The sequence below is a fragment of the Leisingera sp. SS27 genome, assembly GCF_028368855.1.
Classification (GTDB): Bacteria; Pseudomonadota; Alphaproteobacteria; order Rhodobacterales; family Rhodobacteraceae; genus Leisingera.
In genome coordinates this window covers 197288-223450 of sequence record NZ_JAQNCY010000002.1, presented here as the reverse complement: position 1 = coordinate 223450, position 26163 = coordinate 197288, and the positions used below count along the sequence as shown (strand labels likewise).

Sequence of the window (26163 nt, the reverse complement as noted above, 5' to 3'; positions counted from 1 at the left end):
TTGCTGGAAACTCAAGGCGAGGCGAACGTGAAAGACAAGGAACCAGAGGACGTGTGGGAGGGGGACCTCTTAGGTTTTAAGTCCGTCGGGGAGGCTTTCACCCGTCTGATCAAGACGATTGACGACACCAAGGTGATCTCGATTGAAGCCGGATATGGCCGGGGAAAAACGTTCTTCCGAGAACGATGGGCCAAACATCTCGAAGCTTCAGGTGAGGTGGTCATCCAGATCGATGCGCATATGGCTGATCACACCGGAGATCCAGTTCTTACATTTGTAGGTGCTCTAATCGACAAGCTTCCAGAAAGTGACACACCAAAACGAGATGCCGCCTTTGCCAAGGGTAAGAAGGTTTTGGGTGTGTTGGCCCGGACAGCAGGAGGCATTGCAGCGCGGCAAGGTGCCGGTGCACTGGTTGACTATCTGTCCGACGAGATGAGCGAAGGACTAGAAGGGCAGGAGAGTTTGCAAGAGCATTTGGATGCCTTCAGCGACGGGGTGTCAAAAAAAGCAGGTAATCTGATTGCAGCTCAGATTGAGGCTGAGAGGGTACGCAATATTGACCTGCCTGAACAAATGAAAGCACTTAGGGCAGCTCTTACTGGAGAGGACCCAGAAAAGGAAAAACCGGAGAAACGCGTAGTTGTTCTTGTAGACGAACTGGACCGGTGCCACCCGGACTATGCAATAGCCTTTCTTGAAGCGATGAAACTTGTATTTGCACATGACGGGTTCGTCTTTTGCCTGATGGTCAATGCGCACTATCTGGAGGGTCTTGCAGCGAACCGGTTTGGCCAACCTGAAGATGGGGAGCGTTACCTCGACAAATTCGTGGACATACGGTTGGCTTTGCCGCTGACCGATGAGGTGTTTTCGGAGGCAGTAGAGCAGTTGTTTCGCGAACTGCCTGAAGGAATTCCATTTGGTGAAGGGCCTGAATTTACTCTAGCACGCGCCTCTGCTCTTGCTGGCGCATTGGCTGTGCGTTCAAAGATGTCAATGCGACAAATCAAGAGGGTTCGGCTGAAAATCGAACTGGCTTTGCGGTGCTATGCGGATCGGCCTTTCGACGTGCCTTTGCTGGTTGGCATTGCATTTATAAACTCTGGTCGCGTTGTTGAAGCAATGCTTTGGGAGCTTTTGCCTCGCGCTAGACTGACCCCGCAAGTCGCGGAAAGGTTTCAAACGGATGTGAACAATGGGAAGGCGCAATTCGGTCGCTATGATGCGGCTTCTTCTTTCGTTCATGAGCATTGCCAGGCTTTGGTCGGGCTTCCGGAGGACCGGTATGAATGTCCGGAAGGGCGCAACATGCGTGACTGGGCTAAAATTTGTCTGTTTCTGGGGCCGCGCTACATCCCCGATCACGAAGCTGCTTTGAATACTTTGGCTCAATTCGATGTGCGACCCAACGAGGGGCGGGCTTAGCAGGGCTTTTCCCTTGCACAACCCTGGGAATCCGCCTATACGCGCGCTGTCAATACAAGGGCGGCAAACGTCCGGGCGGCATATCTGAGCAGGGCTGGGGACTACCTCGGCCCTTTGTGTTTGTTTGATCAGATGTGCTCCGGATCACGTTCTGGACTGGCTTAACCAAGACCGGCGGAGACAACCGCCCGGCCAGAAACACTAGTAAAGGAAACCTGAGACCTCATGGCTCAAAACGCATCGATGGAGGAATTCGAAGCCCTCCTGAACGAAAGCTTCGAAATGGACACCCCGGACGAAGGTTCGGTTGTCAAAGGCAAAGTGCTGGCAATCGAAGCCGGCCAGGCCATCATCGACGTCGGCTACAAAATGGAAGGCCGCGTTGATCTGAAAGAATTCGCAAACCCCGGCGAAGCGGCTGAAATCGCAGTCGGCGACGAAGTGGAAGTCTTCCTGCGCGCCGCTGAAAACGCCCGTGGCGAAGCTGTCATCTCCCGCGAGATGGCCCGCCGCGAAGAAGCCTGGGACCGCCTGGAAAAAGCCTACGCAGACGATCAGCGCGTCGAAGGCGCGATCTTCGGCCGCGTCAAAGGCGGCTTCACTGTCGACTTGGGCGGCGCTGTTGCCTTCCTGCCCGGCTCGCAGGTTGACGTGCGCCCCGTGCGCGACGCAGGCCCTCTGATGGGTCTGAAGCAGCCGTTCCAGATCCTGAAGATGGACCGCCGCCGCGGCAACATCGTTGTCTCCCGCCGCGCGATCCTCGAAGAGTCCCGCGCCGAACAGCGCGCCGAAGTTATCGGCAACCTGTCCGAAGGCCAGGCAGTGGACGGTGTCGTCAAGAACATCACCGAATACGGTGCGTTTGTTGACCTGGGCGGCGTTGATGGCCTGCTGCACGTCACCGACATGGCATGGCGCCGTGTGAACCACCCCTCCGAGATCCTGTCGATCGGCGAAACCGTCAAGGTTCAGGTCATCAAGATCAACAAAGAGACCCACCGCATCAGCCTCGGCATGAAGCAGCTGCAGGAAGACCCGTGGGATCTGGTTGGCGCCAAGTACCCGCTGTCCTCCGTGCACAAGGGCCGCGTCACCAACATCACCGATTACGGTGCATTTGTTGAGCTGGAGCCGGGCGTCGAAGGTCTGGTCCACGTCTCCGAGATGTCCTGGACCAAGAAAAACGTCCACCCGGGCAAAATCGTCTCCACTTCCCAGGAAGTCGACGTCATGGTTCTGGAAATCGACGGTGCCAAGCGCCGCGTCTCCCTGGGCCTCAAGCAGACCATGCGCAACCCGTGGGAAGTGTTCTCCGAGAACAACCCCGAGGGCACCCAGGTCGAAGGCGAAGTCAAGAACATCACCGAATTCGGTCTGTTCATCGGCCTCGACGGCGACATCGACGGCATGGTTCACCTCTCCGACCTGTCCTGGGACGAGCGTGGCGAAGACGCGATCCAGAATTACCGCAAAGGCGACATGGTTTCGGCCGTTGTCTCCGAAGTGGATGTCGACAAAGAGCGTATCTCGCTGTCGATCAAAGCCCTGGGCGGCGACAAGTTCGCTGAAGCCGTGGGCGGCGTGAAGCGCGGCTCGATCGTGACCGTGGAAGTGACCGCGATCGAAGACGGCGGCATCGAAGTGGAATACGAAGGCATGAAGTCCTTCATCCGCCGCTCCGACCTGTCCCGCGACCGTGCCGACCAGCGCCCCGAGCGTTTCTCGGTTGGCGACAAGGTCGACGTGCGCGTCACCAACGTCGACTCCAAGACCCGCCGCCTGGGCCTGTCCATCAAGGCGCGCGAGATCGCGGAAGAGAAAGAAGCAGTGGAACAGTATGGCTCCTCGGACTCCGGCGCATCGCTGGGCGACATCCTGGGCGCCGCACTGAAGTCGGGCGACTAATCTCCCCGGCCTCACGGCTTAATAAACGGAAAGCCCCGCAGAAATCTGCGGGGCTTTTTGTTTGGGAAAGGTGTTGTTCGCCCCCGGCGTCAGCTTCGGGAGCTGCTGTCGTCCTGGGACGTCGGCGCCTCTTCTAGGCGCGCCTTGAGCTGGCCAATAACCTTCTGCGCCGCCGCGATTTCCTCTGGTGACAGATCTGTGGCAAGCGCGTTCACCCAGGGGATCTGCATCGCAATGGCGGCATCATACAGGTCCCGTCCCTTTGGCGTCATGACAACTAGCTGAGCGCGCTTGTGGTGCGGGTTCGGCTGAAACTCTACAATCCCTTCGCGCTTGAGCTCATTGACGATCCGTTGAATGCCTTGCCTATGAACTCCCATGTTACGGGCGTGCCAGGCGACGGTTTCCGCCTTTTCCGCATAGGCAATGGCGCCAAGTATCTGCCATCGCGCGCTTGTCAGCCCCAGCCCGGAAACCAGGCGGTCACCAGCAATCTGCAACCGGCCATTCAGCCGGAACACATCCAGAATCAGCTCCGTTACCGCTTCTCCCGCTTCGCTTCGTTGCTCTTCAAGCATGACGTTCCCCGAATATTTGACAATGTGTTGTCATTGTGGCTGTTTATCCCTATATGACAACATGACACCAAGTTGAAGCGGCATACAAGGAGCACCTGCGATGGTCAATTTCAAACCCCTGGATCCTGAGTTTCCCATTGATCAGCAGCTGGCGGTCGAGGCAGGGCCGGTCGTTCTGGTTAACCTCTTCACGGTTGATCCTGCTGAGCAGGATGCCTTGGTCGAAGCGTGGAGAAATGATGCCCTGTGGATGAAGAAGCAGCCGGGCTACATCAGCACACAGCTTCACAAGGCCATCGGCGATGGCAGCATGTATCTGAATTATGCGGTCTGGGATTCCGTTGCGGATTTCCGTGCGGCGTTTTCCAATCCGGAGTTCCAACAGCAGCTTGGCCACTATCCCTCCAGCGCTGTAACGGCTCCCCACTTGTTTGAAAAGATTGCCGTGGCGAACTGCTGCACGTCCTGATGCCTGCCCGGCAGACCAACTAATTGGGAAGTGAAATGAAAACGAAGATTCACGCCATTGCAGGCGCCATTGGCTTTCTGATGATCCTGACCTTTTGGACATCAACGGCCATAAGTGAATTGTTTGCGGGCCACGAGATGATCGCGGCCGTGAAAGAGACAATCCTGAAAGGCACGTTTGTCCTTATCCCGGCCATGATCATTGTTGGCGGGTCCGGGATGGCGATGGGCCGCCGGCGCAAAGACGCTCCGGCGAGGGCCAAAAAGAAGCGCATGCCGGTAATCGCGGTGAATGGCTTGCTGGTTCTCGTCCCTGCCGCCTGGTTCCTGGCCGGGAAGGCTGCGGCCGGTGAATTTGACGGCATGTTCTATGCGGTCCAAACGGTTGAGCTGATCGCCGGCGCCGGAAACCTGTTCATGATGGGCTTGAACTTCCGTGATGGCCTGAAGATGACCGGGCGGCTCCGGCGTTCCGGCTAACGGCGCCGTGGCACGATCAGGTTTTCGCGGATCCCCGGATGCCCCTAGTTCGGCCGCACCGCCACCAGCACGACGCCCAGTTCCTCTTCCAGCTCCTGCAGCTTCTTTAGCTTCTCGTCAGGCAGGGCGGCGGTGGTTGCCTCAACACCTGCCAGCGCCACCACCGGGCTGCCGATGTCCTTTTCGAGGCTCTTGATCGCGTCCAGTTTGTCAGCCTCAAGCGAGGCAAGCGGGTACAGCATCGTTGTTTCCTCCGTGTTGATGACGTCAACTATAGCCGATTCTTCGCGGTGCAGCCCCGAACTGCACAAAAAAGGCCCCGGCACTTGCCGGGGCCTTATGCGGCTCAGGATGGATCAGGCGTGCTGGGCGCTGTCCGCGTGGGTGACAACATCCGGTTCCAGGTCCCAGTTCTTGCCGTCCAGACCGTCTATCTGGTCGTCCTCCGAAACCCGCAGGCCCACGGTGCGCTCCAGAAGGAAGGACAGGATCAGTGCCGTGACAACACCTGTGCCGATGCAGACGGCAGTGCCCGCCAGCTGCATTACCAGCGAAATCTCGCCATGCTGGAACGCATAGGCGCCTTCCTCAATGCCAAAGTAGCCGCCGCGCGGGGTGCCGGCCTTGAAGACCCCCAGCAGCACCATGCCCAGGGTGCCGCAGCCCAGGAACAGCGGGAACAGCTTATGCTCGTCGATGCCGCGCTTCAGCGTGAACTCATAGACGGCGTAGGCGGCGAAAGGTGCAACCAGGCCAACGATGAAGGCCTGCCAGGGCAGGTATACATCAAAGCCGGATGCGCCGGCGACATAACCTGCGAGCGGCCCCAGCAGGGTATAGGCGTATTTGCCAGTGGCATAGGCGATCAGCAGCCCGGTAATGGCGCCGCCGGCCCAGACCATGGCGTAGTTGTTGATGGCGATGCCGACGCTGGTGTCGGCCATGGTGACGCTGACCGCCAGCGCCTCAGGGTCAAAGAAGAACAGGCAGGACAGGATCACCATCGGCAGGCCTGCAAAGATCAGCAAGAGACCCGGCGCGCACAGGCCGATGCTCGGTGCCAGATAGGCCGAGATCCGCGGGTGCGGTGCCATCATGCCGGGGCGCGCGCCCAGTTTCGGGGTGAACACCAGCGCCATGCCGGCCGGGAACAGGTAAACAAAACCAACACCGAAGAAGTCGTGGAAACCTGCATTGGTCAGCGGCCCGACAGAGCCCCAGGTCGCCCAGCTGAGCGCGGAGGAGACCACCGCGGCCACAATGCAGGTGATGAAATAGGCTGAGGCCTTCATCCGCTCAGATACCGCGAAATGCAGCAGAATGTTGATAATGCCCGCAAACACCGCCAGGAAGAAGATGAAGATCTGGAAGGTGTTCAGCCCCGGAAATGTTGCCGGGTCGGTGTGATGCGCCAGCGCATTGGTCATGGCGCCGCCCAGCCACCAGTCGTTGATGGAATCCATCATGGTGGCGCCTTCCATGATGTAATACTGCCCGGCCCACAGGCCGAAACCGATGACGTAATAGGTGGCAAAGCCGAGGAAGAACCCCAGCGTCTTTTCAATGGTCGAGTTGAACAGGTTCCTGCGCCGTGCGGTGCCCGCGTCGATCAGCAGCAGGCCGACAACGACCAGGATGGCCCCGACGATGCCGGATGCGTAAAGAATGTTCTGCACCAGCGAATTCAGGGTGACTTGCTGTACATGTATCGTGCTCATGTCCAATGGCATTTCCAGTTCTCTCCAAGTTGGTTTGCTGTCCTGCCGGTTGTTTGCCACCGGCTTTGACAGGCCGGCGCCCGTTGCCGCCAGAGGGCGGATGCGCCGGTTAGATTGGACCAGATCCGGTCAGTTCCGCTGACGCGCCTGGTCAGGAAAGCATGGGCGATGACGGGCGCTTTACAATGAAAAATTTTACCTGCCGGAAATATAGTTTCATATGCGGCATGCGAGGCCGGCAGATGCCGCATCCCGCGCGGCTTTGCGGGGAGAGGTGCGGTCTTCGGCGCGTGACCGGCACAGGCTTGCGGCGCCCCGAATCAAACCGGGCTAGCGCCGCGCGGCAGTGCTGATGCCGCGCTGCGGCGGCGCTTTGCCGCCCGCGATTGGGGGTTTGCGGCCTCAAAAGGTGGTAAAGAGCCGCCGATTTGCCCGTCAAACCTGCGGCATTTTGTTCCCCCGCGCTCGGAATTTTCCTATACTCTCAGAATAATAGCCAAAACATACCGGCACCCTGGGAGGAAAAAGAACATGATCCGCTCTGAGTTGATTCAGAAGATTGCAGACGAAAACCCGCACCTGTATCAGCGGGATGTGGAGAGGATCGTGAACACGGTGTTCGAGGAAGTGACTGATGCCATGGCCCGCGGCGACCGGGTCGAACTGCGCGGCTTCGGCGCCTTTTCGGTCAAGAAGCGGGACGCGCGCACCGGCCGCAATCCCCGCACCGGCGAGACGGTCGAAGTCGAAGAGAAACATGTGCCGTTCTTCAAGACGGGTAAACTCTTGAGGGACCGCCTGAACGGGAAAGCCTGATGCGTTACATTCGCTACGCGGTTCTTGGGGCTCTGGCCATTGTGCTGGTGTCCGTCTGTCTGGCAAACAGCACGGTGGTTGAGCTGAAACTGATGCCTGCAGCCTTTGCCGAACTGGCCGGTTTCAACTACAGCATAGCGCTGCCGCTTTTCGTGGTGGTGCTGGGCGGCGTTGGTGCGGGGCTGGTGATCGGCTTTCTGTGGGAATGGATCCGCGAGCACAAGCACCGCAGCGAAGCGGCCCAGAAGGCCCGCGAGGCGCGCAAGCTGAACCGTGAAGTGACCCGACTCAAGAAGCAGAAGAACGAAGGCAAGGACGAGGTCCTGGCGCTTCTCGAAGACGCGAGCTGAGCCTGCAATGACGGACATCCGGGTCAAGATCTGCGGGCTCAGCGCCCCGCAGGACGTGTCGGCCGTTGCCGCTGCCGGGGCAGCCTATGCGGGTTTTGTGTTCTTTCCGAAATCACCGCGCAATGTCTCCATCGCCCAGGCCGCAGCGCTGGCCATCGAAGCCCCGATCGGCCTGTGCAAGGTGGCGCTGACGGTGAATGCTTCGGATGATGAACTGGATGCCATCACCGGCGCGGTGCCGCTCGACATGCTGCAGCTTCACGGCAAGGAATCTCCGGAAAGAGTAGCCGAGGTGCGCGCCCGCTACGGGCTGCCGGTGATGAAGGCGGTGGGCATTGCCGATGCGGCCGACATTCCCCAGATCGCGCTTTATGAGCAGGTGGCGGACCAGCTGTTGATCGACGCCAAGCCGCCGAAGGAGGCAAAGCTGCCCGGCGGCAACGGTCTCGCTTTTGACTGGCGGCTGCTGGCGGGGCGCAAGTACTGGCAGAAACCCTGGATGCTGGCCGGCGGGCTGACACCTGAAAACGTGGCAGAAGCGATCCGCATGACCGGCGCGCGTCAGGTTGATGTCTCCTCCGGCGTCGAAGGCGCACCGGGTGAAAAAGATGCGGCTCTGATCGAAGCCTTCACCAAGGCGGCCCGCGTCGCCCGCGGCTGACGCCCTGCATTTCCCATTGGCAGCGATCGCGGCTCCGCCGGGATTTGAGTCTTTGGGGAAAGGTGAAAACACCGGGCCTGCATCTTCATCTTTCCAAAAATACTCACTGCGCAACCGCTGTTTCAAGGCGCACCGGCTAGGGTGTTGCGCCCCCGGCGTACGCTGGTCTCACGGGATCTTAAGCGGCGTGCGGCATAGTTCCAATTGATCGCGGTCACTGCCGGGCCTGACATCCCCGGCGCTTTGGAACAGGGCCCCTTGGCACGGGCACGCACAGACGACGTTTCGCGTGCGGGAGCAACCCTCCCGTCCCGCCTCCGCCCCTTGGCGGCGCCGCCACCCTTACCTTCGCGCCTCTCAGGCCAGGCAGCATACAGCAAACAGCAGCAGCACACCGGCAGGGCAGGGGCCTTGGCCGGGCACAGCTGGTTGCGCAATCTCCCTTTACCAAGGCGCTGCTGCAATATAGTCATGGCGGGCGCTGCGAAAGTGAGGGAAGAACCATGGCCGACGATCTTTTCAATAGCTTCATGAACGGTCCGGACGAACAGGGCCGCTTTGGCATCTTTGGCGGGCGTTTCGTCTCGGAAACCCTGATGCCGCTGATCCTGAGCCTTGAGGAAGAATACAACAAAGCCAAGGACGACCCCTCCTTCTGGGCTGAGATGGAGAGCTTGTGGAAACACTACGTTGGCCGTCCCAGCCCGCTGTACTTCGCCGAACGCCTGACGGCGGAACTGGGCGGCGCGAAGATCTATATGAAGCGCGACGAATTGAACCACACCGGCGCGCATAAGGTGAACAACGTGCTGGGCCAGATCCTGCTGGCGCGCCGCATGGGCAAGACCCGCATCATCGCCGAAACCGGTGCCGGGCAGCACGGGGTGGCCACCGCCACCGTCTGCGCCAAGTTCGGGCTCAAGTGCATAGTCTACATGGGTGCCCATGACGTGAAGCGGCAGGCGCCCAACGTGTTCCGCATGCGCCTGCTGGGTGCTGAAGTCATCCCGGTCACCTCTGGCCGCGGCACATTGAAGGACGCGATGAATGATGCGCTGCGCGACTGGGTGACCAACGTGCGCGACACCTTCTACTGCATCGGCACCGCGGCCGGCCCGCACCCCTATCCGGCAATGGTGCGTGATTTCCAGTCGGTCATCGGCAAGGAAACCCGCTGGCAGCTGGCCGAGCAAGAGGGCGAAGGCCGTCTGCCGGACACCGTGATTGCCGCAATCGGCGGCGGTTCCAACGCCATCGGCCTGTTCTACCCGTTCCTAGATGATCCTTCGGTCAGCATTATCGGCGTGGAAGCAGGCGGCAAAGGCGTTGATGACCGGATGCAGCATTGCGCGTCGCTCACCGGCGGCCGCCCTGGCGTGCTGCACGGCAACCGCACTTACCTGCTGCAGGATGAAGATGGCCAGATCCAGGAGGGCTTCTCGATCTCCGCTGGTCTTGACTACCCGGGTATCGGGCCGGAGCATTCCTGGCTGCATGACACGGGCCGCGCCCAGTATGTCTCGATCACCGATAAGGAAGCGCTGGAGGCCTTCCAGGTCAGCTGCCGCACCGAGGGCATCATCCCGGCGCTGGAACCCAGCCACGCGCTGGCCCACGTGATGAAGATCGCGCCGGAGCTGCCCAAGGACCACATCATCGTGATGAACATGTGCGGCCGCGGCGACAAGGACGTGTTCACGGTCGCCAAGCATTTGGGCTTTGACATGTCCGACACCGAGGAAGGCCGTACCTTCGAGGAATAAGGCCAGTGCCGCATCACCTCTGTTTTGTCTGAATGAGGCTCCGGGGTTTCCGGGGCCTTTTCTTTGCGGATCAGCGCAGCGACCGCAGCACCTGATTACGCGCCTGGGTCTCTTCCTCCATGCAGGCCCAGTAGAACATCGGCGCCGCACTGCCGCCCGCGGCCAGTTCAGGCTTGCACGCCGCGTCGCGCTGCCTCAGCCAGCTGCGCTGTTCTGCCAGCAGGGCCGCGCCTGTGCCGCGGGCATCTGCCAGCGCTTTTTTCTGCTTCCAGAGGCGGTTCAGCTCGTCGTCTGCAAGCTGCCACTTTTCCTGGGCGCAGAAATTGGCATCGATCTGGGTCTGTCCGCTGCAGCGGGATTGCGCGGCTGCGGCAGCAGGGCTGAGTGCCGCCAGCAGTGCCAGTATCCGCATCATCGCTGGTTCTCCTTCTGCCTGGGGCACCGTTCACGCCGGGTCGGCGGCGTAGCTTTGCAGCACGCTGAGCGGCACGATGTCCAGCGCCCGCATGTGGGTCGCCTCCAGCAGGACCTTGGGCGCGCAGCCTTCATCCGCGGCCTGCAGAAAACGGGCAGCGCACAGGCACCAGCGGTCGCCGGGCTGAAGGCCGGTAAAGCTGAACTCCGGCCGCGGCGTTGACAGGTCGTTACCAACGTATTTTGAGAACGCCAGGAACTCTGCCGTGGTGACCACGCAGACAGTGTGGCTGCCCTGATCCTCGGCGCAAGTGTTGCAATGGCCGTCGCGGAAAAAGCCGGTCACCGGGCCATTGGAGCAAAGCGCAAGCGGGCCGCCCAATACGTTGATGCTGTCGTCTTTTTCCATCGAAGACCTGCCTTGCTGCGTGCCCCAGTAAGTGTAGTGCGATTGCACGGTGCGTCCCGGTATTTCCGGCAGCAGGGGCAGGGCTGTCAAATACAAACCGCCCGCCAGCGGGGCTGACGGGCGGCTGAACTTTTCGCTGAAATGCGGATCAGGTGTTGAACAGGAAGTGCAGTACGTCGCCGTCCTTGACGACATAGCTCTTGCCTTCGGCCCGCATCTTGCCGGCTTCCTTGGCGCCCTGTTCGCCATTGCAGGCGATAAAATCGTCATAGGCGATGGTTTCGGCCCGGATGAAGCCTTTCTCGAAATCGCCGTGGATGACGCCTGCCGCCTGCGGCGCCGCGGTGCCGGTGCGGATGGTCCAGGCGCGTGCTTCCTTAGGGCCGACTGTAAAGTATGTTTCCAGGTGCAGCAGCTCATAACCCGCGCGGATCAGCCGGTCGAGCCCGGCTTCTTCCAGGCCCATTTCCTCCAGGAACATCTGTGCTTCGTCTGCTTCCAGCTGGCTGATCTCTTCCTCGATCTGGGCAGAGATGATCACATGGCTGTTGCCCTGTGCGGCGGCCATTTCCGCGACCTTGGCGGAATGGGCGTTGCCCTCGACCGATTCCGACTCGCCCACGTTGCACACGTACAGGACCGGCTTGGTTGTCAGCAGCTGCAGCATTTTCCAGGCCTTGGCGTCCTCGGCGTCAACCTCGACCAGGCGGGCAGGCTTGCCGTCTTCCAGCATCGCCTGCGCGGCGGCCAGCAGGCGGTCCTGCTGCTGGGCTTCCTTGTCGTTGCCCTTCAACTTGCGCACCAGATTGGCGCGGCGCTTCTCGATGCTTTCGAGGTCGGCCAGCATCAGCTCGGTCTCGATCACCTCGGCGTCCGTGACCGGATCGACGCGACCGTCCACATGGGTCACGTCGCCGTCTTCAAAGCAGCGCAGCACATGGGCGATGGCGTCGGTTTCGCGGATGTTTGCCAGGAACTGGTTGCCCAGGCCCTCACCCTTGGAGGCGCCTTTGACCAGGCCCGCGATGTCGACGAAGGTCATCCGGGTCGGGATGATCTGCTTGGAGCCGGCAATCGCCGCCAGTTTGTCCAGCCGCGCGTCCGGCACGCCGACCTCACCCACGTTGGGTTCGATGGTGCAGAACGGAAAGTTGGCCGCCTGCGCCGAGGCGGTTTTGGTCAGTGCGTTGAACAGCGTCGATTTACCCACGTTGGGCAGGCCGACGATTCCCATTTTAAAGCCCATTGCGGCCTCCTGATGCCATTTGGGAGCTGCTTCTAGGCAGCATTGCACGCCCGCGCAAGCCAAGTCTGTCTGGCAGAAGTGTCACAGTTGCGAACTGTGTGCCGCTTCACAGACAGTATGCACACTGATTTTCCATAAGCCCCTTGGCAAATGTTTAGGGAGTTTTAGAAGACTCCTGAAAAAGCTTAGCCAAAAGTCATTATTTTCCGAGGGGCTGGAAATGAAAAAGACAACTCTGCTGGCGGCTGCGGTTTCGGCAGCCATGGCGGCACCTGCTGCGGCGCAGGAAGTGACACTGGGCCTGGGGTATTCTGATTACCACCGGGAGACCGCTGAAAACGGCGCCCTGTTTGCTGCCGAATACCTGCACACGCCGTTTTACGAAAAGGGGCGTATGTCGGCGCGGTTTGGCGGCACTTTGCAGGTGGTGGAGACCGGCGACGTTTTTGCCGGTATCGGCATCAGCGGCCTGATCGACCTGAACAACAACTGGTTCATCGAAACCAGCGTCATGCCCGGCGCCTATCACGAAAGCTCGCCGGAGAACGATCTGGGGTCCGCCTTCGAGATCCGCAGCCTGCTGGCGGTGGGCAAGCGGTTCCAGAACGGCAAAGCTGTGTCGCTGGCCATCAGCCACAAGTCCAACGCCTCCACCGCGGATGAAAACCCGGGCGTGAACTCGCTGACACTGCGCTGGCATATTCCGCTGGGCAGCTGAGCCGGACCGCCGGACCTCGCGCGGGATTGATTTCCCGCGCAACATTCGGCACACCGGGGCGGACAGATTTCAAAAGGCCCGCCCATGACCCGTATCGATGCCAAATTCGCCGAACTGAATGCCGCCGGCAAGAAAGCCTTTGTCACCTATGTGATGGCCGGCGACCCCGATTACGACACCTCGCTGGAGGTGGTGAAGGGGCTTCCGGGCGCCGGTGTCGACATTATCGAACTGGGCCTGCCGTTCACCGATCCGATGGCTGACGGGCCAACCATCCAGCTGGCGGGGCAGCGGGCGCTCGACGGCGGCATGACGCTGGAAAAGACGCTGCAACTGGCCGCCGATTTCCGCAAGGACGACGACACCACCCCGATCGTGCTGATGGGCTACTACAACCCGATCTACAACCGCGGCGTGGAGAAATTCCTGGAGGACGCCAAGGCCGCCGGCATCGACGGGCTGATCGTGGTGGACCTGCCACCGGAAGAAGATGACGAACTGTGCATCCCGGCGCAAAAGGCGGGGCTGAATTTCATCCGCCTTGCGACTCCCACCACCGACGACGCGCGCCTGCCCAAGGTGCTGCAGAACACCTCCGGCTTTGTCTATTACGTCTCGATCACCGGCATCACCGGCGCGGCTGAGGCCGAGGCCGGCGATGTGGGGCCCGAGGTTGCCCGCATCAAGGCAACGACGGATCTGCCCATCATCGTGGGCTTTGGCATCAACACGCCGGAGAAGGCGCAGAACATCGCGTCTATTTCGGACGGCGCGGTCGTGGGCAGTGCCATCGTCAGCCAGATCGGCGCAGGCAAGCCCCCGGCAGAGGTGCTGGCCTTTGTGAAGTCGCTGGCGGACGGTGCTCATAAGGGCTGACCTCTACTTACAGATTTGGAGCTGAGGGCAGCGTCCGGCCCGGCGGGGCAGGAAGCGAAGCGCCCGCCCCGTGGGGGGCGGGACGGGCGCTGCCCGGCCTATCGGCCAGGCTGTCCGTATCTGTCAGGCAAATTTGTTCTTTAATAGCCGCGCCTTCGGGCGCGGTTTTTTGCGTTTCCAAGGGGGCGGCAAAGGGGGCGTTGCCTTTACCGAAATGAATTGGTAAATAAACTTTACCAAATGAGATCGGGAGAGAAACCAGTGCCGGTGATCACCAATATCAACGACCTGAAGCGCATCTATGAACGCCGTGTGCCGCGGATGTTTTTTGACTATGCCGAAAGCGGCAGCTGGACCGAACAGACCTTCCGCGAGAATACCTCGGACTTTGAGCAGATCCGCCTGCGTCAGCGGGTGGCAGTGGACATGACCGGGCGCACCACGGCGACCCGGATGATCGGCCAGGACGTGGCGATGCCGGTGGCACTGGCACCGGTGGGGCTGACGGGCATGCAGCATGCCGATGGCGAGATCAAAGCGGCGCGCGCAGCGGAAGAGTTCGGGGTGCCTTTCACGCTCTCCACCATGTCGATCAACTCGATCGAGGAGGTTGCGGAGGCGACCTCCAAACCGTTTTGGTTCCAGCTTTATACAATGAAAGACGACGACTATATCCGCCGCTTGATCCAGCGCGCCAAGGATGCCAAGTGCTCGGCGCTGGTGATCACGCTGGACTTGCAGATCCTGGGCCAGCGTCACAAGGATCTGAAGAACGGGCTGTCCGCCCCGCCCAAGCTGACCCCGTCCACCATCGCCAACCTGATGACCAAGTGGACTTGGGGCCTGCAGATGCTGGGCGCCAAGCGGCGCAACTTCGGCAATATCGTGGGTCATGTGCATGGCGTCTCCGACACCTCGCAGCTGGGCGCCTGGACGGCGGAGCAGTTCGACCCCGCTCTGGACTGGGGCAAGGTCGAAAAGCTGATGGAGATGTGGGGCGGCAAGGTGATCCTTAAGGGGATCCTGGATGCCGAGGATGCGAAAATGGCTGCAAATCTGGGGGCCGATGCCATCGTGGTGTCGAACCACGGCGGGCGGCAGCTGGATGGCGCGCTGAGTTCCATCCGGATGCTGCCGGAAATCATGGATGCCGTCGGCAGCGATGTTGAGGTGCATCTGGACAGCGGCATCCGCTCCGGACAGGACGTGCTGAAGGCGCTGGCGCTGGGGGCCAAGGGCACCATGATCGGGCGCGCCTTCGTTTATGGCTTGGGCGCCATGGGTCAGAAGGGTGTGACTGCGGCGCTGCAAGTGATCCAGAAGGAGCTGGATACCACCATGGCGCTGTGCGGTGAACGCTCTGTTGAGGCGCTGGGGCGCCATAACCTGCTGATCCCGGAAGACTTCGGCGGCCGCTGGCAAGCGTGAAGCCAGCGCAATAACGACAATCGAACGGAGTTTTTGCTGTCCAAGCCTCCCGCATGCGCGCAACTTCGAGTTGTTTTATTTGGCATCGGGAGGTTTTGATGCGGACGTTTTTAGCAACCTGCGCAATTGGTGCGGCAGCGATGGCGGCGCCGGCGGCGGCGCAGACGGTTTATGTCAATCAGGGCAGCGACTGGACACCCAGTCTGCGCCAGCAGTTCTACACCCAGGATCAGGGCGCGCGGATCATGCCGATTGCCTGGATGCGGGCGCTGACCCTGCCGGATGGCGAGGCGTTCCTGCATGATGCGCTGGCCCGCTATGGTTACCTGCCGATGGCGGGGCGGCAGCAGGCCGACCTGCCGGCCGGTTTCACCACCAATGGAACCGGTACGGATATGGCTGTGGGCATGAGCTGCGCCGCCTGCCACACCCGCCAGATTGAGGTGAGCGGCACCGCCTACCGCATCGACGGCGGCCCGGGGATTGTCGACTTCCAAAGCTTCCTCAAGGATCTGGATGATGCGGTGCTGGCAGTGCTGGCAACGGATGACGCGTTTGACGCCTTTGCAGATCGGGTGCTGGGTTCCGGTGCGGACCCGGCTGCCGAAGCGGCGCTGCGGGCTGAGGTCGAGGTCTGGAGCAAGCGGTTCCACACCCTGATCGACCGGTCGCTGCCGGATCCGGCCTGGGCACCCGCCCGGCTGGATGCGATTTCGATGATCTTCAACCGTCTGGCCGGCCTCGACATCGGCGAAGCGGTGGATGATTACCTGATCCCGGACAATATAGCGGTGGCGGATGCGCCAGCACGTTATCCGTTCCTGTGGAACGCGGCGCGGCAGGATTACACCCAATGGCCAGGGTTTGCGGCCAATGGCAATGATCTGCTGGGGCTGTCCCGGAACCTGGGCGAAGTGTATGGCGTCTTTGGCGAGTTCCATCCGCAGCCGAAGACCGGCGGGCTGTTCAACCGGGACTTCATCTCGGTGAATTCGGCCAATTGGGAGGGGCTGAGCGAGCTGGAGAAATGGATCTGGGATATCGGTGCGCCGCAATGGCCCTGGGAGCTTGACCAGACACTGGCGGCGCAGGGCGAGACGGTCTTTAACCGGGACACGGCGGACGGCGGCTGTGTTGAATGCCACGGCAAGAAGAAAGGGAAGTTCCGCTCGATCTTCCACACCACCTATGCGACGCCTGTCCTGGATGTGGGCACTGACACCCGTGAATGCGGCGTTCTGGCGCGCAGCGTGAAAACCGGGGTGCTGGACGGTGCCTCCATCCCGCTGACCGGCACCACCCTGGGGGCCGAAGCATCAGCCTTTGATGTGCTGGCGGTTTCCGTAGTCGGTGCGATTGTGCAGCATGGGCTGTCAGGCGCGGACAAGGATTTCATGGCGCTGGCCAAAGCTGCGGGGGATACACCCTCAGCCGAGGATGATCACGAGGTGCTGGAGCGGTTCTCGGATCTGCGCAAGGCGTTTCCTACCGGGGATAGGGCTGGGCTGCTCAAGTCCATGACCGACGCAGAGAGCTGTAAATATGAGGCGCGGGTGCTGGCCGGTATCTGGGCCGCTGCGCCCTATCTGCACAATGGCAGCGTGCCCACACTGACAGCGCTGCTGACAGCACCAGCCGACCGGCCCGCATCGTTCAAGCCCGGCCCGAACTACGATATCGAGGCGGTGGGCATGGCGGCAGAGCAGAGCGCCTTTGATCAAGTGATCGAGACCACCGGCTGCGATCAGCTTGATTCGGGCAACAGCCGCTGCGGCCACGACTACGGCACCAGCCTCTCCGAGGCGGACAAAAAGGCGCTGCTGGAGTACCTGAAGTCGATCTGATGCCGGAAAATGCCGCCGCACCCCTGTTCGCAAGGGGTGCGGCGGCATGAAACCCCTTTCCAAACTGGCTGAACGGGGCTATAGGCACGGCTTCACGCGGGGTGACAGCCTTGGAGGCACCCCGGCAGTCATATTGGAGAATTAAGATGGCAAAAGAGATTCCTGATCTCGTAGTCCAGGAACGTGCGGGGACAGGCAAGGGCGCCGCTCGCGCTGCGCGCCGCGCAGGCATGGTTCCGGGTGTGGTTTACGGTGGCGATGCAGAGCCGCTGGCAATCCAGGTTCCGTTCAACGAGCTGCTGAAAAAGCTGAAAGCCGGCCAGTTCAAGTCCACCCTGTGGAACCTGAAAGTGGAAGGCCACGAAGACGTGCGCGTGATCTGCCGCGACGTTCAGCGTGACGTGGTGAAGGACCTGCCGACCCACCTCGACCTGATGCGTCTGCGCCGCACCTCGAAGATCAACCTGTACATCCCGGTTGAGTTCATCAACGAAGACCAGGCCCCCGGCATCAAGAAGGGCGGCATGCTGAACGTGACCCGCCCCGAGGTTGAGCTGGTTGTGACCGCCGGCGACATCCCCGAGAAGCTGGTTGTCGACATGGCAGGCCTGAACATCGGCGACGTTGTCACCATCTCGTCGATCGAGCTGCCGAACGGCACCAAGCCGACCATCGACCGCGACTTCGTGATTGCAAACATCGCGTCGCCCGGCGGCCTGTCCTCTTCCGATGACGAAGAAGGCGAAGGCGAAGAAGGCGAAGCGGCAGAAGCTGCAGAAGCATAAGGCCTGCGCCCATCGGGCAACGGTTTTGCGGGCTCCCGATCGGGGGCCCGTTTTCTTTTGTGCGGCGGGTCCTTTGCAGGTGATTGACTTTTGCCCGCGCGGCTGTCCCATTTCGCTCTGAGGACGGGAGGAGACGGGCATGGCGGACTACGATATCGCCGTTGCGGGCGCGGGCATTGTGGGGATGAGCTGCGCGCTCTGGGCGCAAATGCGCGGCCACAAGGTATTGCTGATCGACCCGGAGGATCCGGGATCGGGCACCAGCTATGGCAACGCCTGCACGCTGGCGACCTATGCCTGCCTGCCGGTGAATGATCCCTCGGTGCTGACCTCGCTGCCCAGCCTGATGTTTTCCAAAGACAGCCCATTGTCGCTGTCCTATGCCCATGCGCTGCGCAATCCGCGCTGGATGCTGTCTTTCCTTGCAAACTGCCGTGCCGGGCCCGCACGCCGGATCGCGGGTCATCTTGCGGATTTGCTCTCGCATGCCGATGCCGGGATCAATCCGCTGATCGAGGCCGCGGGCGCGCAGGATCTGGTGGTGGAGCGTGGCCAGCTGTCGGTCTGGTCAACAGAGAAGGCCGCCAAGGCTGCCAGCGATGGGCTGGAGCGCCGCCGCGCTCTGGGTGTGCCCTGGCGCGAGGTGGACCCGGAGGAAGCGCTGGAGATGGAACCGGGGCTGCACCTGCCCATCAGGCGCGCGGTGCATTTCCATGCAGCCCGCAGTTTGCGCGATCCGCTGGAGTTCATCACCCGGATGCACCGGGCCTTTGCCTCCCTGGGCGGCGCAACCCTGCGTGCCAAGGCAGAGTCGGTCAGCGCCTCGGGCACTGGCGTGGAGTTGCAGGCCGGCGGGCAGAGCCTCACGGCAAACCATGCGGTGATTGCCAGCGGTGCTTTCTCCAACCGGATCGCGGGGGCAGGCACGCGGAAGCTGCCGCTTGGCACCGAGCGCGGCTACCACGTGATGTTTGAGGACGAGGCGCACAGGGTGACGCGGCCCGTGGGCTGGGGAGAGGCCGGATTTTATGCGGTGCCCCATGCGCAAGGCCTGCGGCTCACCGGAACGGTGGAGATCGCAGCGCTGGATGCACCCATGAACAGGTGCCGGCTGGCCTATATCGCCCGCAAGGGGGCTGAGATGCTGGGGCCGCTGCCCGCACCCGGCAGCGAATGGCTGGGCTACCGCCCCACCATGCCGGATTCTCTGCCGGTCATTGGGCGCAGCCCGCAGTCGGACCGGGTGCTTTATGCCTTTGGCCACCAGCATATCGGGCTGACCCTGGGTGGCATTACCGGGCGGCTGATCACGGACCTGGCGGAAGGCCGCCAGCCCAACGTGGATCTGGCGCCTTTTGCAGCGGACCGCAGCTTTGCCTGACGCCGCGCGGGTCTGGATTCCGCGGCCCAAATAGGGCATCACTCGGTTTCCTTGAAACGCAGATCGGGCAGGTCCCCCATGAAACTCTTTGTCGGTCTTGGCAATCCCGGCCCGAAGTATGAGCGCAACCGCCATAACATCGGCTTCATGGCGCTGGACCGGATTGCTGGCGATCACGGGTTTTCCCCCTGGAAGTCCAAGTTCCAGGCGCTGATCTGCGAGGGCAACCTGGGCGGCGACAAAGTGCTGCTCTTGAAGCCGCAGACCTTCATGAACCTGTCCGGCCAGTCGGTGGGGGAGGCGATGCGGTTCTACAAGCTGACGCCCGCCGATGTGGTGGTGCTGCATGACGAGCTGGACCTGGCGCCGGGCAAGGCGCGCATGAAACAGGGCGGCGGCCATGCGGGCCACAACGGGCTGCGCTCAATCCATTCGCACATCGGGGCCGATTACGCGCGGGTGCGGCTGGGGATCGGCCATCCGGGCCACAAGGACGCGGTGGCGGGCTATGTTCTGCGCGATTTCCCCAAGGCGGATGAGGGCTGGCTGGATGACCTGATGCGCGGGATTTCGGATGGCGCGGCCGAGCTGGCCAAGGGCGATGGCGGCAAGTTCATGAATGCGGTAGCCCTGCGGGTCGCACCGCCGCGCAGCTCCACCACCAAATCCAAGGCTGAGGCGAAGCAGCCCGCCAAGGAGAAACCGGCGCCGGATACCCGCTCGCCGCTGGAAAAACTGATGGACAAGTTCAAGTAAGCTCAGGCTGAAAACAGAAAGAGACAGGCAGATGGTGAAACTGATTATCGACACCGATCCGGGCATCGACGATGCGATGGCGATCTTCTATGCCGCCGCGGCCCCGGATATTGACCTCCTGGGTCTGACCACGATCTTCGGCAATGTGACCACCGCAACAGCCACCCGCAACGCGCTGCGCCTCTTGGAGGCTGCGGATCTGGACGTGCCTGTGGCTTCTGGTGCCACCGCGCCCCTGGTGCTGCCGCCGTTCAAACCGTCCTCCCATGTGCACGGCGACGAGGGCTTTGGCGACATCCCGGCGGCAGAGCCCAAGGGCAAACCGCTGGAGGAGGACGCCGCGGCTTTCCTCTGCCGGATGGCACGCGAGCACAAGGGGGAGCTGGTGGTCTGCCCGATCGGCCCGCTGACCAATATCGCGCTGGCGATGCAGCGTGATGCGGAGTTCATTGATAACGTGAAATCCATTGTGGTGATGGGCGGCTCTCTGGAGGAGGGCGGCAATATCACGCCCCACGCAGAGGCCAACATCTACCATGACCCGCACGCGGCGGATGTGGTTTGCCAGGGCGGTTCCAAGGTGGTGTTTGTGGGGCTCGACGTCACCCACCGCATCCTGTGCCTGGCGGAGGATTTCGAGGCAATCGCCGCCAAGTCGCCGGAACTGGGCGGCATGCTGCAGGAGATGTCCTATTTCTATCTGAAGTTCTATCTGGAGGTTGCGGGCAAGAACGGCTGCTCGCTGCATGATCCGGCGGCGGTGATTGCCTGCACCAACCCGGAACTGTTCGGAATGCGCGACGTTGCCTTGCAGGTGTCCTGCGAGGGCGAAACCTCTGGCGCCACGCTGGCTGCGCCGGACAGCGGGCGGGCGCCGGTCAAGGTCTGCATGACGGTGGAGGCGGAGGCTGTGAAGGCGCTGTTCCTGAAACGGCTGGCGCTGCTGCCGTAACCTGGCCGCCCAGAGCCTGCTTGGCGGCCATCAGGCCGTCACGCGTACCGCTTGGCGCCGGCGACGCAGAGCACCACAAACGCCGTGGCGCCCAGCATGGCGGGGGCCACCGGCTCTGACAGCAGCCAGCCCGCCAGCATCAGGCCCAGGAACGGCTGCAAGAGCTGCAGCTGCCCGACGCCCGCGGTGCCGCCGAGCGCCAGGCCGCGGTACCAGAATACAAATCCGATCAGCATCGAGAACATTGAGACATAACCCAGGCTGATCCAGACCGGCAGGCTGAGCCCCGCAAGGGTTTCGGGCCGGGCGGCCAGCGCAGTCAGTACCATCACCGGCAGCGCCAGCGCCAGCGCCCAGGAAATCACCTGCCAGCCGCCCAGCCGCCGCGACAGCTGTGCGCCTTCGGCATAACCCAGACCGCATAAGGTAATGGCTGCCAGCATCAGCGCATCGCCAGCAAGCGACACATCCGCATTCTGCGACAAGGCAAACCCCGCAACAGCAAGGCTGCCGAGGATGGAAAACAGCCAGAACAGCGGGCCGGGCCGCTCGCCGCCGCGCAGCACGCCGAAGATGGCGGTCGCCAGCGGCAGCAGGCCGATGAAGACGGTCGAATGCGCGGCGGTGATGTGCTGCAGCGCCATCGCGGTCAGGAGCGGAAAGCCGATCACCACTCCGCCCGCGACCACTGCCAGCGGCAGCAGGTCCTGACGGCGCGGCACCGGCTGGCGCAGCAGCAGAAGCAGCGCGGCACCGGCCAGGGCGGCTATGACTGCGCGGGCTGACGTCAGGAACACCGGGTCCAGCATCCCCACCGCAACACGGGTTGCAGGCAGCGATCCGCTGAAGATCACAACGCCCAACAACCCGCTGCCCCAGCCCGAAAATGATGCCTGCATTGCCTGTCTCCCTTGTCTTTTGGGCTTTCTAAGACTGCAGGCGTGCCATAGACAGATACAGATCCATACAGTTTTGCAAACCTGTATTGGCGTCTGGAGCAATACAGTGAGGTCTCCCATGGCAAAGCCCTCCCGCCGTGCGCTGGTTATCAATGACATCCGGCGGCGCATCACCTCGCGGGCGCTGGTGGCCGGCGACAAGCTGCCGTCGGTTCGGGGCTGTGCGGCCAAGCTGGGCGTGTCGCCCTCCACCGTGGCGGAGGCCTATGATGTGCTGGCCGCCGAGGGCGTGATCCGGGCCCGGCGCGGGGCAGGGTTTTATGTGGCTGCCAAACCGCAGCCCTTTGCGGTGTCTGAGACCGGGCCGCAGCTGGCGCGCGAGGTGGACCCCCTGTGGGTGGCGCGGCAGTCGCTGGACGCGGGCACGGATGCGCCCAAGCCCGGCTGCGGCTGGCTGCCGGAGGACTGGATGCCGGTGGCCTCGCTGCGCCGGGCGATGCGGGCGCTGGCGGCGGCACCGGAGGCGGTGCTGACGGACTATGGCAGTTCCAAGGGCGCCGCCGGGCTGCGGCGCCATATCAGCCGTCAGCTTTTCGACCAAGGGCTGGCCTGCCCGCCGGATCAGGTGCTGCTGACCGGCTCCGGTTCGCAGGCGCTGGATCTGGTCTGCCGGATGCTGCTGCGCCCGGGCGACACCGTTCTGGTCGATGATCCCTGTTACTTCAATTTTCAGGCGCTGCTGCGGGCGCACCAGATCCGCATCATCGGGGTGCCCTACACGCTGGATGGCCCGGACCTGAAATGTTTCGAGGCGGCGCTGGCGGAGCATCGTCCGCGGCTCTATCTGACCAATTCAGCGCTGCATAATCCGACCGGGGCCACGGTTGCCGCGCCGGTGGCGCACCGGGTGCTGGCGCTGGCCGCGCAGCATGACCTGATCATTGTCGAGGACGACATCTTTGCGGGCTTCGAGCCCGAAGCCTCCCCGCGTTTGGCCACGCTGGACGGGCTGGAGCGGGTGGTGCGGACCGGCAGTTTTTCCAAGACACTCTCGGCCTCGCTGCGCTGCGGCTATATCGCGGCCCGCGGCAGCTGGATTGAGGCGTTGACCGACCTGCAGGTTGCGGTGAACTTCAGCGGCCCCAGCCCGATGGTCGCGGAGCTGCTGCACACGGTGCTGACGGATGGCAGCTGTCGCAAGCACCTGGAAGCCCTGCGCCACCGGCTGAGCCGCTGCCGGGCGGAGGCGCAGGTGCGGTTGTCAGAGCTGGGAATCCGGCCCTGGGTGCAGCCGCGCGGCGGTTTTTACCTGTGGTGCGAACTGCCGGGCGGGATGGATGCGGCGGTGCTTGCGCGCGCCGCGCTGCACGAGGGGCTGGTGCTGGCGCCGGGCAATGTTTTCAGCGTGTCGCAGGGCTGGACGCCCTTCATGCGGTTCAACGTAAGCCAGATGCAGGACGAGGCCTGCTGGCAGACCCTGGCGCGTTTGCTGAAGGCCGGAGCGGGTGTTGCCGCCGGCGGGAAGGATGCCTGCTGATGGCTTGCCCGCAGCACAGCAGGCCGGGCGCCCAGGCCCGCTGAAGGGGGCCGTGCGGTGCGCGCTGCCCCGGTTATCCGTAGTCGAGCTTGGACTGCGCAATGATGGCCTGTGCCGAGGCGCGTGTTTCATAGTTTTCAAGAAACACGAGATCATGCACCTTGCTGGCCTCCTCAATCCGCCTCAAGTCCTCTGTCAAGGCGCGGTCATAGAGTTCGGCGGGAGTGCTGCTGCGTCCTCTGACCTCGAATTGGGACCCGAGCACTGCCACCTGCTGGCCGCTGCGCATCAGCTTGGCCATGAAGACCAGATTCAGAAACCTGCTGCCGTCCTTGCGGTGGTTCACCAGCAGGAAACGCGCCTGTCCGGCTGCCGGGTCCGTCAGGAATTCACGCATCCGCTCGCGCACGGGGCCGGCGCCGCCTTGGGGCTGGAGAAAGCGGCAATTGCGCCCCAGAACCTCCTCCGCGCCGTAGCCGGTCAGTTCGCAGAACGGGCTGTTGACCCCGGCAAGCGGGCTGTCCGGCAGGGTGGAATCCGCCAGCGAAAGCGCAACACTGCTGCGATCGAACGTGTTGAAGAGGGCGTCGAAGCCGCTGTGATCGTTGAAGAATGCTGCCATGGCATCATAGTGATCCGAGCAGCAGCGAGTCGCAACAATAAGTTGCATTCATGACGGCAAAGAACGTTCACGCAATGCGGCTTCCGGCAGGCCGTTTTGACACAGGCAGGGTGCGGCGGTGCGGCCCGTCAGCCCTGGGTGAACAGCTGGTAGCCCGGATGAGCAACCGCACTGAGACTGGTGATCGGAGCTTCGCCGATCCAGGTGGTGCGCTCCATAACAAACAGCGCGTCTCCGGGCTTGCTCTGGAGTATCTCACTGTCGTTGGCGGAGCCGGGGCGGGCATAGAGGCGCAGGTCGCAGCGGCTGTAGGGACGGTTGCGGACCAGCCATTCGTTTGCGCTTTCGCGGGTCAGGTCAACGGATGTGATCTCCGGCACAGTTTCCAGGCAGATCCAGCGATCCTCGAAAATATAGGGGCGGCTGTCAGCCAGGTGCAGCGCCTCGACGCGCAGCATCGGCCGGGCCTCCGGAAGGGCGAAGTTGGCCATGATGGCCGGGCTGGTCGGCTGCACGGATTGCCGGATCAGCTGGTAGCCGTAGGTGCTGCCTTTCTGTTCAACCTCAAGCCGGGTGATCGGAATGTTGAGCGTTGCGCGCGTCACCGGGTCGCGCCGCACCGTGGTGCCGCCCTTGCGGCGCCGTTCCACCAGCCCGCTCTGGGCCAGGTCGCGCATCGCCCGGTGCACCGTGGAGCGGGCGCAGCCGAATTGGGCAGCAAACTCTTCGTCACGCGGCAGCTTGTCCCCCGGCCCGTAGGTGGAGTTCAGGATCATCTCCCGGATGCTGTCCCGGATGCTCACCCAGGAATGCCGCTGCTTGTCCGTCATCGTCCTCCCCAGGCCAAACGGGAAAATTCGCTCCGCCGCTCCATATTGCATTCTGCGCGGAAAGGCGAATTGAACCCGCGCAACCGTGATTGACATTATTATGTAGCTACATATTAATGTAAAGCGCGTACAAAATATCAATATCTGCGCTGCCGTGCGCGGCCCGCCGCAGATGCACCGACAGACGGAGGACTGGAGACATGGAAAGACGCTCATTCTTGAAAGCCGGCGCAATGGGCGCGGCTGCGGCCACGCTGGCCAGCCCGGCCATCGCCCAGGGCAAGATGCAGTGGAAGATGGTCACGGCCTGGCCCAAGAACCTGCCGGGACCGGGTGTGGCGGCACAGATGCTGGCCGACCGGATCACCACCTTGTCGGGCGGCCGGATCGAGGTGAAACTGTTTGCCGCGGGCGAACTGGTGCCGGGCCGGGGCGTGTTCGACGCTGTGTCCGAAGGCACGGCTGAGCTGTATCACGCGGTGCCGGCCTATTGGGGCTCCAAGTCCAAGGGCATCCTGCTGTTCGGCTCGCAGCCGTTCGGCCTGCGCGCGGATGAGCAGTTCGGCTGGCTGTACCACGGCGGCGGCCAAGCGCTCTATGACGAGATGTACGGCCGTTTCGGCATTAAGCCGTTCCTGTGCGGCAACTCCGGCCCGCAGTGGGGCGGCTGGTTCAAGACAGAGATAAACTCCGCTGAAGACCTGAAGGGGCTGAAGTTCCGCACCACGGGCCTGGCGTCGGAGATGGCCTCGAAACTGGGCATGGCGGCAGAGGCCACCAGCGGCCCGGCAATGTTCCAGGGCCTGCAGACCGGTGCGCTGGACGCGGGTGAGTTCATCGGCCCCTGGACCGACAGCGCGCTTGGTTATTACCAGGTGGCCAAGAACTATTACTGGCCCGGGGTGGGTGAGCCGTCCTCGGCTGAGGAATGCGGCGTCAATGCCAATGCCTTTGCCGAGCTGCCCGATGACCTGAAACAGGTTGTGTCGCTGGCTTGCGAGAGCCTCTACAACCCGGTCTGGACCGAATACACCACCAAACACGCGCTGGCGCTCAAGAAGATGGTCGACGAGGATGGCGTGCAGGTGAAGATGTTCCCGGAAGACGTGATCGCCGCAATGGGCACTGCCGCCAAGGAGGTGATCGCGGAACTGCAGGAAGACGAGGACGAGCTGGTGCGCCGCATCACCGAAAGCTTCCTGGCCTACCGCGACAGTGTTGGCGGCTACATGAGCTATGCCGACAATGGCCAGATGAATGCCCGCGCCTCGGTGATGGGTTACTGATAGCGGCAAGACA

At 62.3% G+C, this 26163-nt stretch carries 27 protein-coding genes; 18 read left to right on the top strand and 9 right to left on the bottom strand.

Annotated elements, in window-relative coordinates; genetic code table 11:
- Positions 1–27: 27 nt before the first annotated feature.
- Positions 28–1428: a KAP family P-loop NTPase fold protein gene (locus N6L27_RS06960; RefSeq protein ID WP_271906494.1), complete on the top strand. Its 1401-nt coding sequence runs from the start codon at positions 28–30 to the stop codon at positions 1426–1428.
- 225 nt (positions 1429–1653) lie between these two features.
- On the top strand, positions 1654–3333 hold the full coding sequence (gene rpsA / locus N6L27_RS06955) for a 30S ribosomal protein S1 (RefSeq protein WP_271906493.1): 1680 nt from the start codon (positions 1654–1656) through the stop codon (positions 3331–3333).
- 89 nt (positions 3334–3422) lie between these two features.
- Here rpsA and N6L27_RS06950 read toward each other — a convergent pair whose 3' ends face one another.
- Positions 3423–3911 carry a MarR family winged helix-turn-helix transcriptional regulator gene (locus N6L27_RS06950; RefSeq protein ID WP_271906492.1) on the bottom strand — a complete coding sequence of 163 codons (489 nt, stop codon included), beginning with the start codon at positions 3909–3911 and terminating at the stop codon, positions 3423–3425.
- A gap of 100 nt (positions 3912–4011) precedes the next feature.
- On the opposite strand from N6L27_RS06950, the gene N6L27_RS06945 reads away from it, so the two are divergent.
- Positions 4012–4380, top strand: coding sequence for an antibiotic biosynthesis monooxygenase family protein (locus tag N6L27_RS06945; protein WP_271906491.1), 369 nt, complete (start codon positions 4012–4014; stop codon positions 4378–4380).
- A gap of 35 nt (positions 4381–4415) precedes the next feature.
- Positions 4416–4859, top strand: a complete 444-nt coding sequence (locus N6L27_RS06940) for a hypothetical protein (protein WP_271906490.1) — start codon at positions 4416–4418, stop codon at positions 4857–4859.
- A gap of 44 nt (positions 4860–4903) precedes the next feature.
- Here the strand turns inward: N6L27_RS06940 and N6L27_RS06935 are convergent, their stop codons facing one another.
- Together N6L27_RS06935 and N6L27_RS06930 are read right to left on the bottom strand one after the other, a co-directional pair.
- Positions 4904–5101 (bottom strand): hypothetical protein, encoded by a 198-nt coding sequence (locus N6L27_RS06935; protein WP_271906489.1) that lies wholly within the window; start codon positions 5099–5101, stop codon positions 4904–4906.
- A 114-nt stretch (positions 5102–5215) separates the two neighbouring features.
- A complete protein-coding gene (locus tag N6L27_RS06930) occupies positions 5216–6577 on the bottom strand; it encodes an ammonium transporter (protein WP_271906488.1) in 1362 nt (453 codons plus the stop codon).
- Between the two features lie 492 nt (positions 6578–7069).
- Between N6L27_RS06930 and ihfB the strand changes: the two genes are divergently transcribed.
- The 4 genes from ihfB (at position 7070) to trpB (ending at position 10167) form a co-directional block, all read left to right on the top strand.
- The gene (ihfB, locus tag N6L27_RS06925) at positions 7070–7393 is read left to right on the top strand and encodes an integration host factor subunit beta (RefSeq protein ID WP_271906704.1); all 324 of its coding nucleotides are present in this window, start codon (positions 7070–7072) and stop codon (positions 7391–7393) included.
- On the top strand, positions 7393–7743 hold the full coding sequence (locus tag N6L27_RS06920) for a lipopolysaccharide assembly protein LapA domain-containing protein (protein ID WP_271906487.1): 351 nt from the start codon (positions 7393–7395) through the stop codon (positions 7741–7743). Before ihfB ends, N6L27_RS06920 begins: the two co-directional genes overlap by 1 nt.
- A 7-nt stretch (positions 7744–7750) precedes the next feature.
- On the top strand, positions 7751–8404 hold the full coding sequence (locus tag N6L27_RS06915) for a phosphoribosylanthranilate isomerase (RefSeq protein WP_271906486.1): 654 nt from the start codon (positions 7751–7753) through the stop codon (positions 8402–8404).
- A gap of 503 nt (positions 8405–8907) precedes the next feature.
- Complete coding sequence (gene trpB, locus N6L27_RS06910) at positions 8908–10167, top strand: tryptophan synthase subunit beta (RefSeq protein ID WP_271906485.1); 1260 nt, start codon at positions 8908–8910, stop codon at positions 10165–10167.
- Positions 10168–10237: 70 nt separating this feature from the next.
- Here trpB and N6L27_RS06905 read toward each other — a convergent pair whose 3' ends face one another.
- The 3 genes from N6L27_RS06905 to ychF form a co-directional block, all read right to left on the bottom strand.
- Complete coding sequence (locus N6L27_RS06905) at positions 10238–10582, bottom strand: lysozyme inhibitor LprI family protein (protein ID WP_271906484.1); 345 nt, start codon at positions 10580–10582, stop codon at positions 10238–10240.
- Positions 10583–10612: 30 nt separating this feature from the next.
- Positions 10613–10990, bottom strand: a complete 378-nt coding sequence (locus N6L27_RS06900; RefSeq protein ID WP_271906703.1) for a DUF2237 family protein — start codon at positions 10988–10990, stop codon at positions 10613–10615.
- 148 nt (positions 10991–11138) lie between these two features.
- Positions 11139–12236: a redox-regulated ATPase YchF gene (gene ychF / locus N6L27_RS06895; protein ID WP_271906483.1), complete on the bottom strand. Its 1098-nt coding sequence runs from the start codon at positions 12234–12236 to the stop codon at positions 11139–11141.
- A 220-nt stretch (positions 12237–12456) separates the two neighbouring features.
- Here ychF and N6L27_RS06890 point away from each other — a divergent pair, with 220 nt between their 5' ends.
- The 8 genes from N6L27_RS06890 to N6L27_RS06855 all read left to right on the top strand — a co-directional run bounded on the left by N6L27_RS06890 (position 12457) and on the right by N6L27_RS06855 (position 20976).
- The gene (locus tag N6L27_RS06890) at positions 12457–12954 is read left to right on the top strand and encodes an acyloxyacyl hydrolase (protein ID WP_039183740.1); all 498 of its coding nucleotides are present in this window, start codon (positions 12457–12459) and stop codon (positions 12952–12954) included.
- Positions 12955–13038: 84 nt separating this feature from the next.
- On the top strand, positions 13039–13830 hold the full coding sequence (gene trpA / locus N6L27_RS06885; RefSeq protein ID WP_271906482.1) for a tryptophan synthase subunit alpha: 792 nt from the start codon (positions 13039–13041) through the stop codon (positions 13828–13830).
- Between the two features lie 261 nt (positions 13831–14091).
- Positions 14092–15258, top strand: coding sequence for an alpha-hydroxy acid oxidase (locus N6L27_RS06880; RefSeq protein WP_271906702.1), 1167 nt, complete (start codon positions 14092–14094; stop codon positions 15256–15258).
- Positions 15259–15356: 98 nt separating this feature from the next.
- On the top strand, positions 15357–17102 hold the full coding sequence (locus tag N6L27_RS06875; RefSeq protein WP_271906481.1) for a di-heme-cytochrome C peroxidase: 1746 nt from the start codon (positions 15357–15359) through the stop codon (positions 17100–17102).
- A gap of 146 nt (positions 17103–17248) precedes the next feature.
- A complete protein-coding gene (locus N6L27_RS06870) occupies positions 17249–17887 on the top strand; it encodes a 50S ribosomal protein L25/general stress protein Ctc (protein WP_271906480.1) in 639 nt (212 codons plus the stop codon).
- 139 nt (positions 17888–18026) lie between these two features.
- Complete coding sequence (locus N6L27_RS06865; RefSeq protein WP_271906479.1) at positions 18027–19268, top strand: NAD(P)/FAD-dependent oxidoreductase; 1242 nt, start codon at positions 18027–18029, stop codon at positions 19266–19268.
- A 78-nt stretch (positions 19269–19346) separates the two neighbouring features.
- Positions 19347–20024, top strand: coding sequence for an aminoacyl-tRNA hydrolase (pth, locus tag N6L27_RS06860; RefSeq protein WP_271906478.1), 678 nt, complete (start codon positions 19347–19349; stop codon positions 20022–20024).
- 31 nt (positions 20025–20055) lie between these two features.
- Complete coding sequence (locus N6L27_RS06855) at positions 20056–20976, top strand: nucleoside hydrolase (protein ID WP_271906477.1); 921 nt, start codon at positions 20056–20058, stop codon at positions 20974–20976.
- 38 nt (positions 20977–21014) lie between these two features.
- On the opposite strand, the gene N6L27_RS06850 is transcribed toward N6L27_RS06855, so the two are convergent.
- Positions 21015–21875, bottom strand: coding sequence for a DMT family transporter (locus N6L27_RS06850; protein WP_271906476.1), 861 nt, complete (start codon positions 21873–21875; stop codon positions 21015–21017).
- A 118-nt stretch (positions 21876–21993) separates the two neighbouring features.
- Here N6L27_RS06850 and N6L27_RS06845 point away from each other — a divergent pair, with 118 nt between their 5' ends.
- On the top strand, positions 21994–23412 hold the full coding sequence (locus tag N6L27_RS06845; protein WP_271906474.1) for an aminotransferase-like domain-containing protein: 1419 nt from the start codon (positions 21994–21996) through the stop codon (positions 23410–23412).
- A 73-nt stretch (positions 23413–23485) separates the two neighbouring features.
- Here N6L27_RS06845 and N6L27_RS06840 read toward each other — a convergent pair whose 3' ends face one another.
- Both N6L27_RS06840 and N6L27_RS06835 read right to left on the bottom strand, forming a co-directional pair.
- On the bottom strand, positions 23486–24082 hold the full coding sequence (locus N6L27_RS06840; protein WP_271906473.1) for a PAS domain-containing protein: 597 nt from the start codon (positions 24080–24082) through the stop codon (positions 23486–23488).
- An 80-nt stretch (positions 24083–24162) separates the two neighbouring features.
- The gene (locus tag N6L27_RS06835) at positions 24163–24864 is read right to left on the bottom strand and encodes a GntR family transcriptional regulator (RefSeq protein WP_271906472.1); all 702 of its coding nucleotides are present in this window, start codon (positions 24862–24864) and stop codon (positions 24163–24165) included.
- A 200-nt stretch (positions 24865–25064) separates the two neighbouring features.
- Here N6L27_RS06835 and N6L27_RS06830 point away from each other — a divergent pair, with 200 nt between their 5' ends.
- Positions 25065–26150 (top strand): TRAP transporter substrate-binding protein, encoded by a 1086-nt coding sequence (locus N6L27_RS06830; RefSeq protein ID WP_271906471.1) that lies wholly within the window; start codon positions 25065–25067, stop codon positions 26148–26150.
- Positions 26151–26163: the final 13 nt, after the last annotated feature.

Bases quoted from the DNA above. Each gene is read 5' to 3' on its own strand.
- rpsA (WP_271906493.1), top strand. From the start codon at position 1,654: ATGGCTCAAAACGCATCGATGGAGGAATTCGAAGCCCTCCTGAACGAA.
- N6L27_RS06950 (WP_271906492.1), bottom strand. From the start codon at position 3,911: ATGCTTGAAGAGCAACGAAGCGAAGCGGGAGAAGCGGTAACGGAGCTG.
- N6L27_RS06945 (WP_271906491.1), top strand. From the start codon at position 4,012: ATGGTCAATTTCAAACCCCTGGATCCTGAGTTTCCCATTGATCAGCAG.
- N6L27_RS06940 (WP_271906490.1), top strand. From the start codon at position 4,416: ATGAAAACGAAGATTCACGCCATTGCAGGCGCCATTGGCTTTCTGATG.
- N6L27_RS06935 (WP_271906489.1), bottom strand. From the start codon at position 5,101: ATGCTGTACCCGCTTGCCTCGCTTGAGGCTGACAAACTGGACGCGATC.
- N6L27_RS06930 (WP_271906488.1), bottom strand. From the start codon at position 6,577: ATGAGCACGATACATGTACAGCAAGTCACCCTGAATTCGCTGGTGCAG.
- N6L27_RS06920 (WP_271906487.1), top strand. From the start codon at position 7,393: ATGCGTTACATTCGCTACGCGGTTCTTGGGGCTCTGGCCATTGTGCTG.
- N6L27_RS06915 (WP_271906486.1), top strand. From the start codon at position 7,751: ATGACGGACATCCGGGTCAAGATCTGCGGGCTCAGCGCCCCGCAGGAC.
- trpB (WP_271906485.1), top strand. From the start codon at position 8,908: ATGGCCGACGATCTTTTCAATAGCTTCATGAACGGTCCGGACGAACAG.
- N6L27_RS06905 (WP_271906484.1), bottom strand. From the start codon at position 10,582: ATGATGCGGATACTGGCACTGCTGGCGGCACTCAGCCCTGCTGCCGCA.
- N6L27_RS06900 (WP_271906703.1), bottom strand. From the start codon at position 10,990: ATGGAAAAAGACGACAGCATCAACGTATTGGGCGGCCCGCTTGCGCTT.
- ychF (WP_271906483.1), bottom strand. From the start codon at position 12,236: ATGGGCTTTAAAATGGGAATCGTCGGCCTGCCCAACGTGGGTAAATCG.
- N6L27_RS06890 (WP_039183740.1), top strand. From the start codon at position 12,457: ATGAAAAAGACAACTCTGCTGGCGGCTGCGGTTTCGGCAGCCATGGCG.
- trpA (WP_271906482.1), top strand. From the start codon at position 13,039: ATGACCCGTATCGATGCCAAATTCGCCGAACTGAATGCCGCCGGCAAG.
- N6L27_RS06875 (WP_271906481.1), top strand. From the start codon at position 15,357: ATGCGGACGTTTTTAGCAACCTGCGCAATTGGTGCGGCAGCGATGGCG.
- N6L27_RS06870 (WP_271906480.1), top strand. From the start codon at position 17,249: ATGGCAAAAGAGATTCCTGATCTCGTAGTCCAGGAACGTGCGGGGACA.
- N6L27_RS06865 (WP_271906479.1), top strand. From the start codon at position 18,027: ATGGCGGACTACGATATCGCCGTTGCGGGCGCGGGCATTGTGGGGATG.
- pth (WP_271906478.1), top strand. From the start codon at position 19,347: ATGAAACTCTTTGTCGGTCTTGGCAATCCCGGCCCGAAGTATGAGCGC.
- N6L27_RS06855 (WP_271906477.1), top strand. From the start codon at position 20,056: ATGGTGAAACTGATTATCGACACCGATCCGGGCATCGACGATGCGATG.
- N6L27_RS06850 (WP_271906476.1), bottom strand. From the start codon at position 21,875: ATGCAGGCATCATTTTCGGGCTGGGGCAGCGGGTTGTTGGGCGTTGTG.
- N6L27_RS06845 (WP_271906474.1), top strand. From the start codon at position 21,994: ATGGCAAAGCCCTCCCGCCGTGCGCTGGTTATCAATGACATCCGGCGG.
- N6L27_RS06840 (WP_271906473.1), bottom strand. From the start codon at position 24,082: ATGCAACTTATTGTTGCGACTCGCTGCTGCTCGGATCACTATGATGCC.
- N6L27_RS06835 (WP_271906472.1), bottom strand. From the start codon at position 24,864: ATGACGGACAAGCAGCGGCATTCCTGGGTGAGCATCCGGGACAGCATC.
- N6L27_RS06830 (WP_271906471.1), top strand. From the start codon at position 25,065: ATGGAAAGACGCTCATTCTTGAAAGCCGGCGCAATGGGCGCGGCTGCG.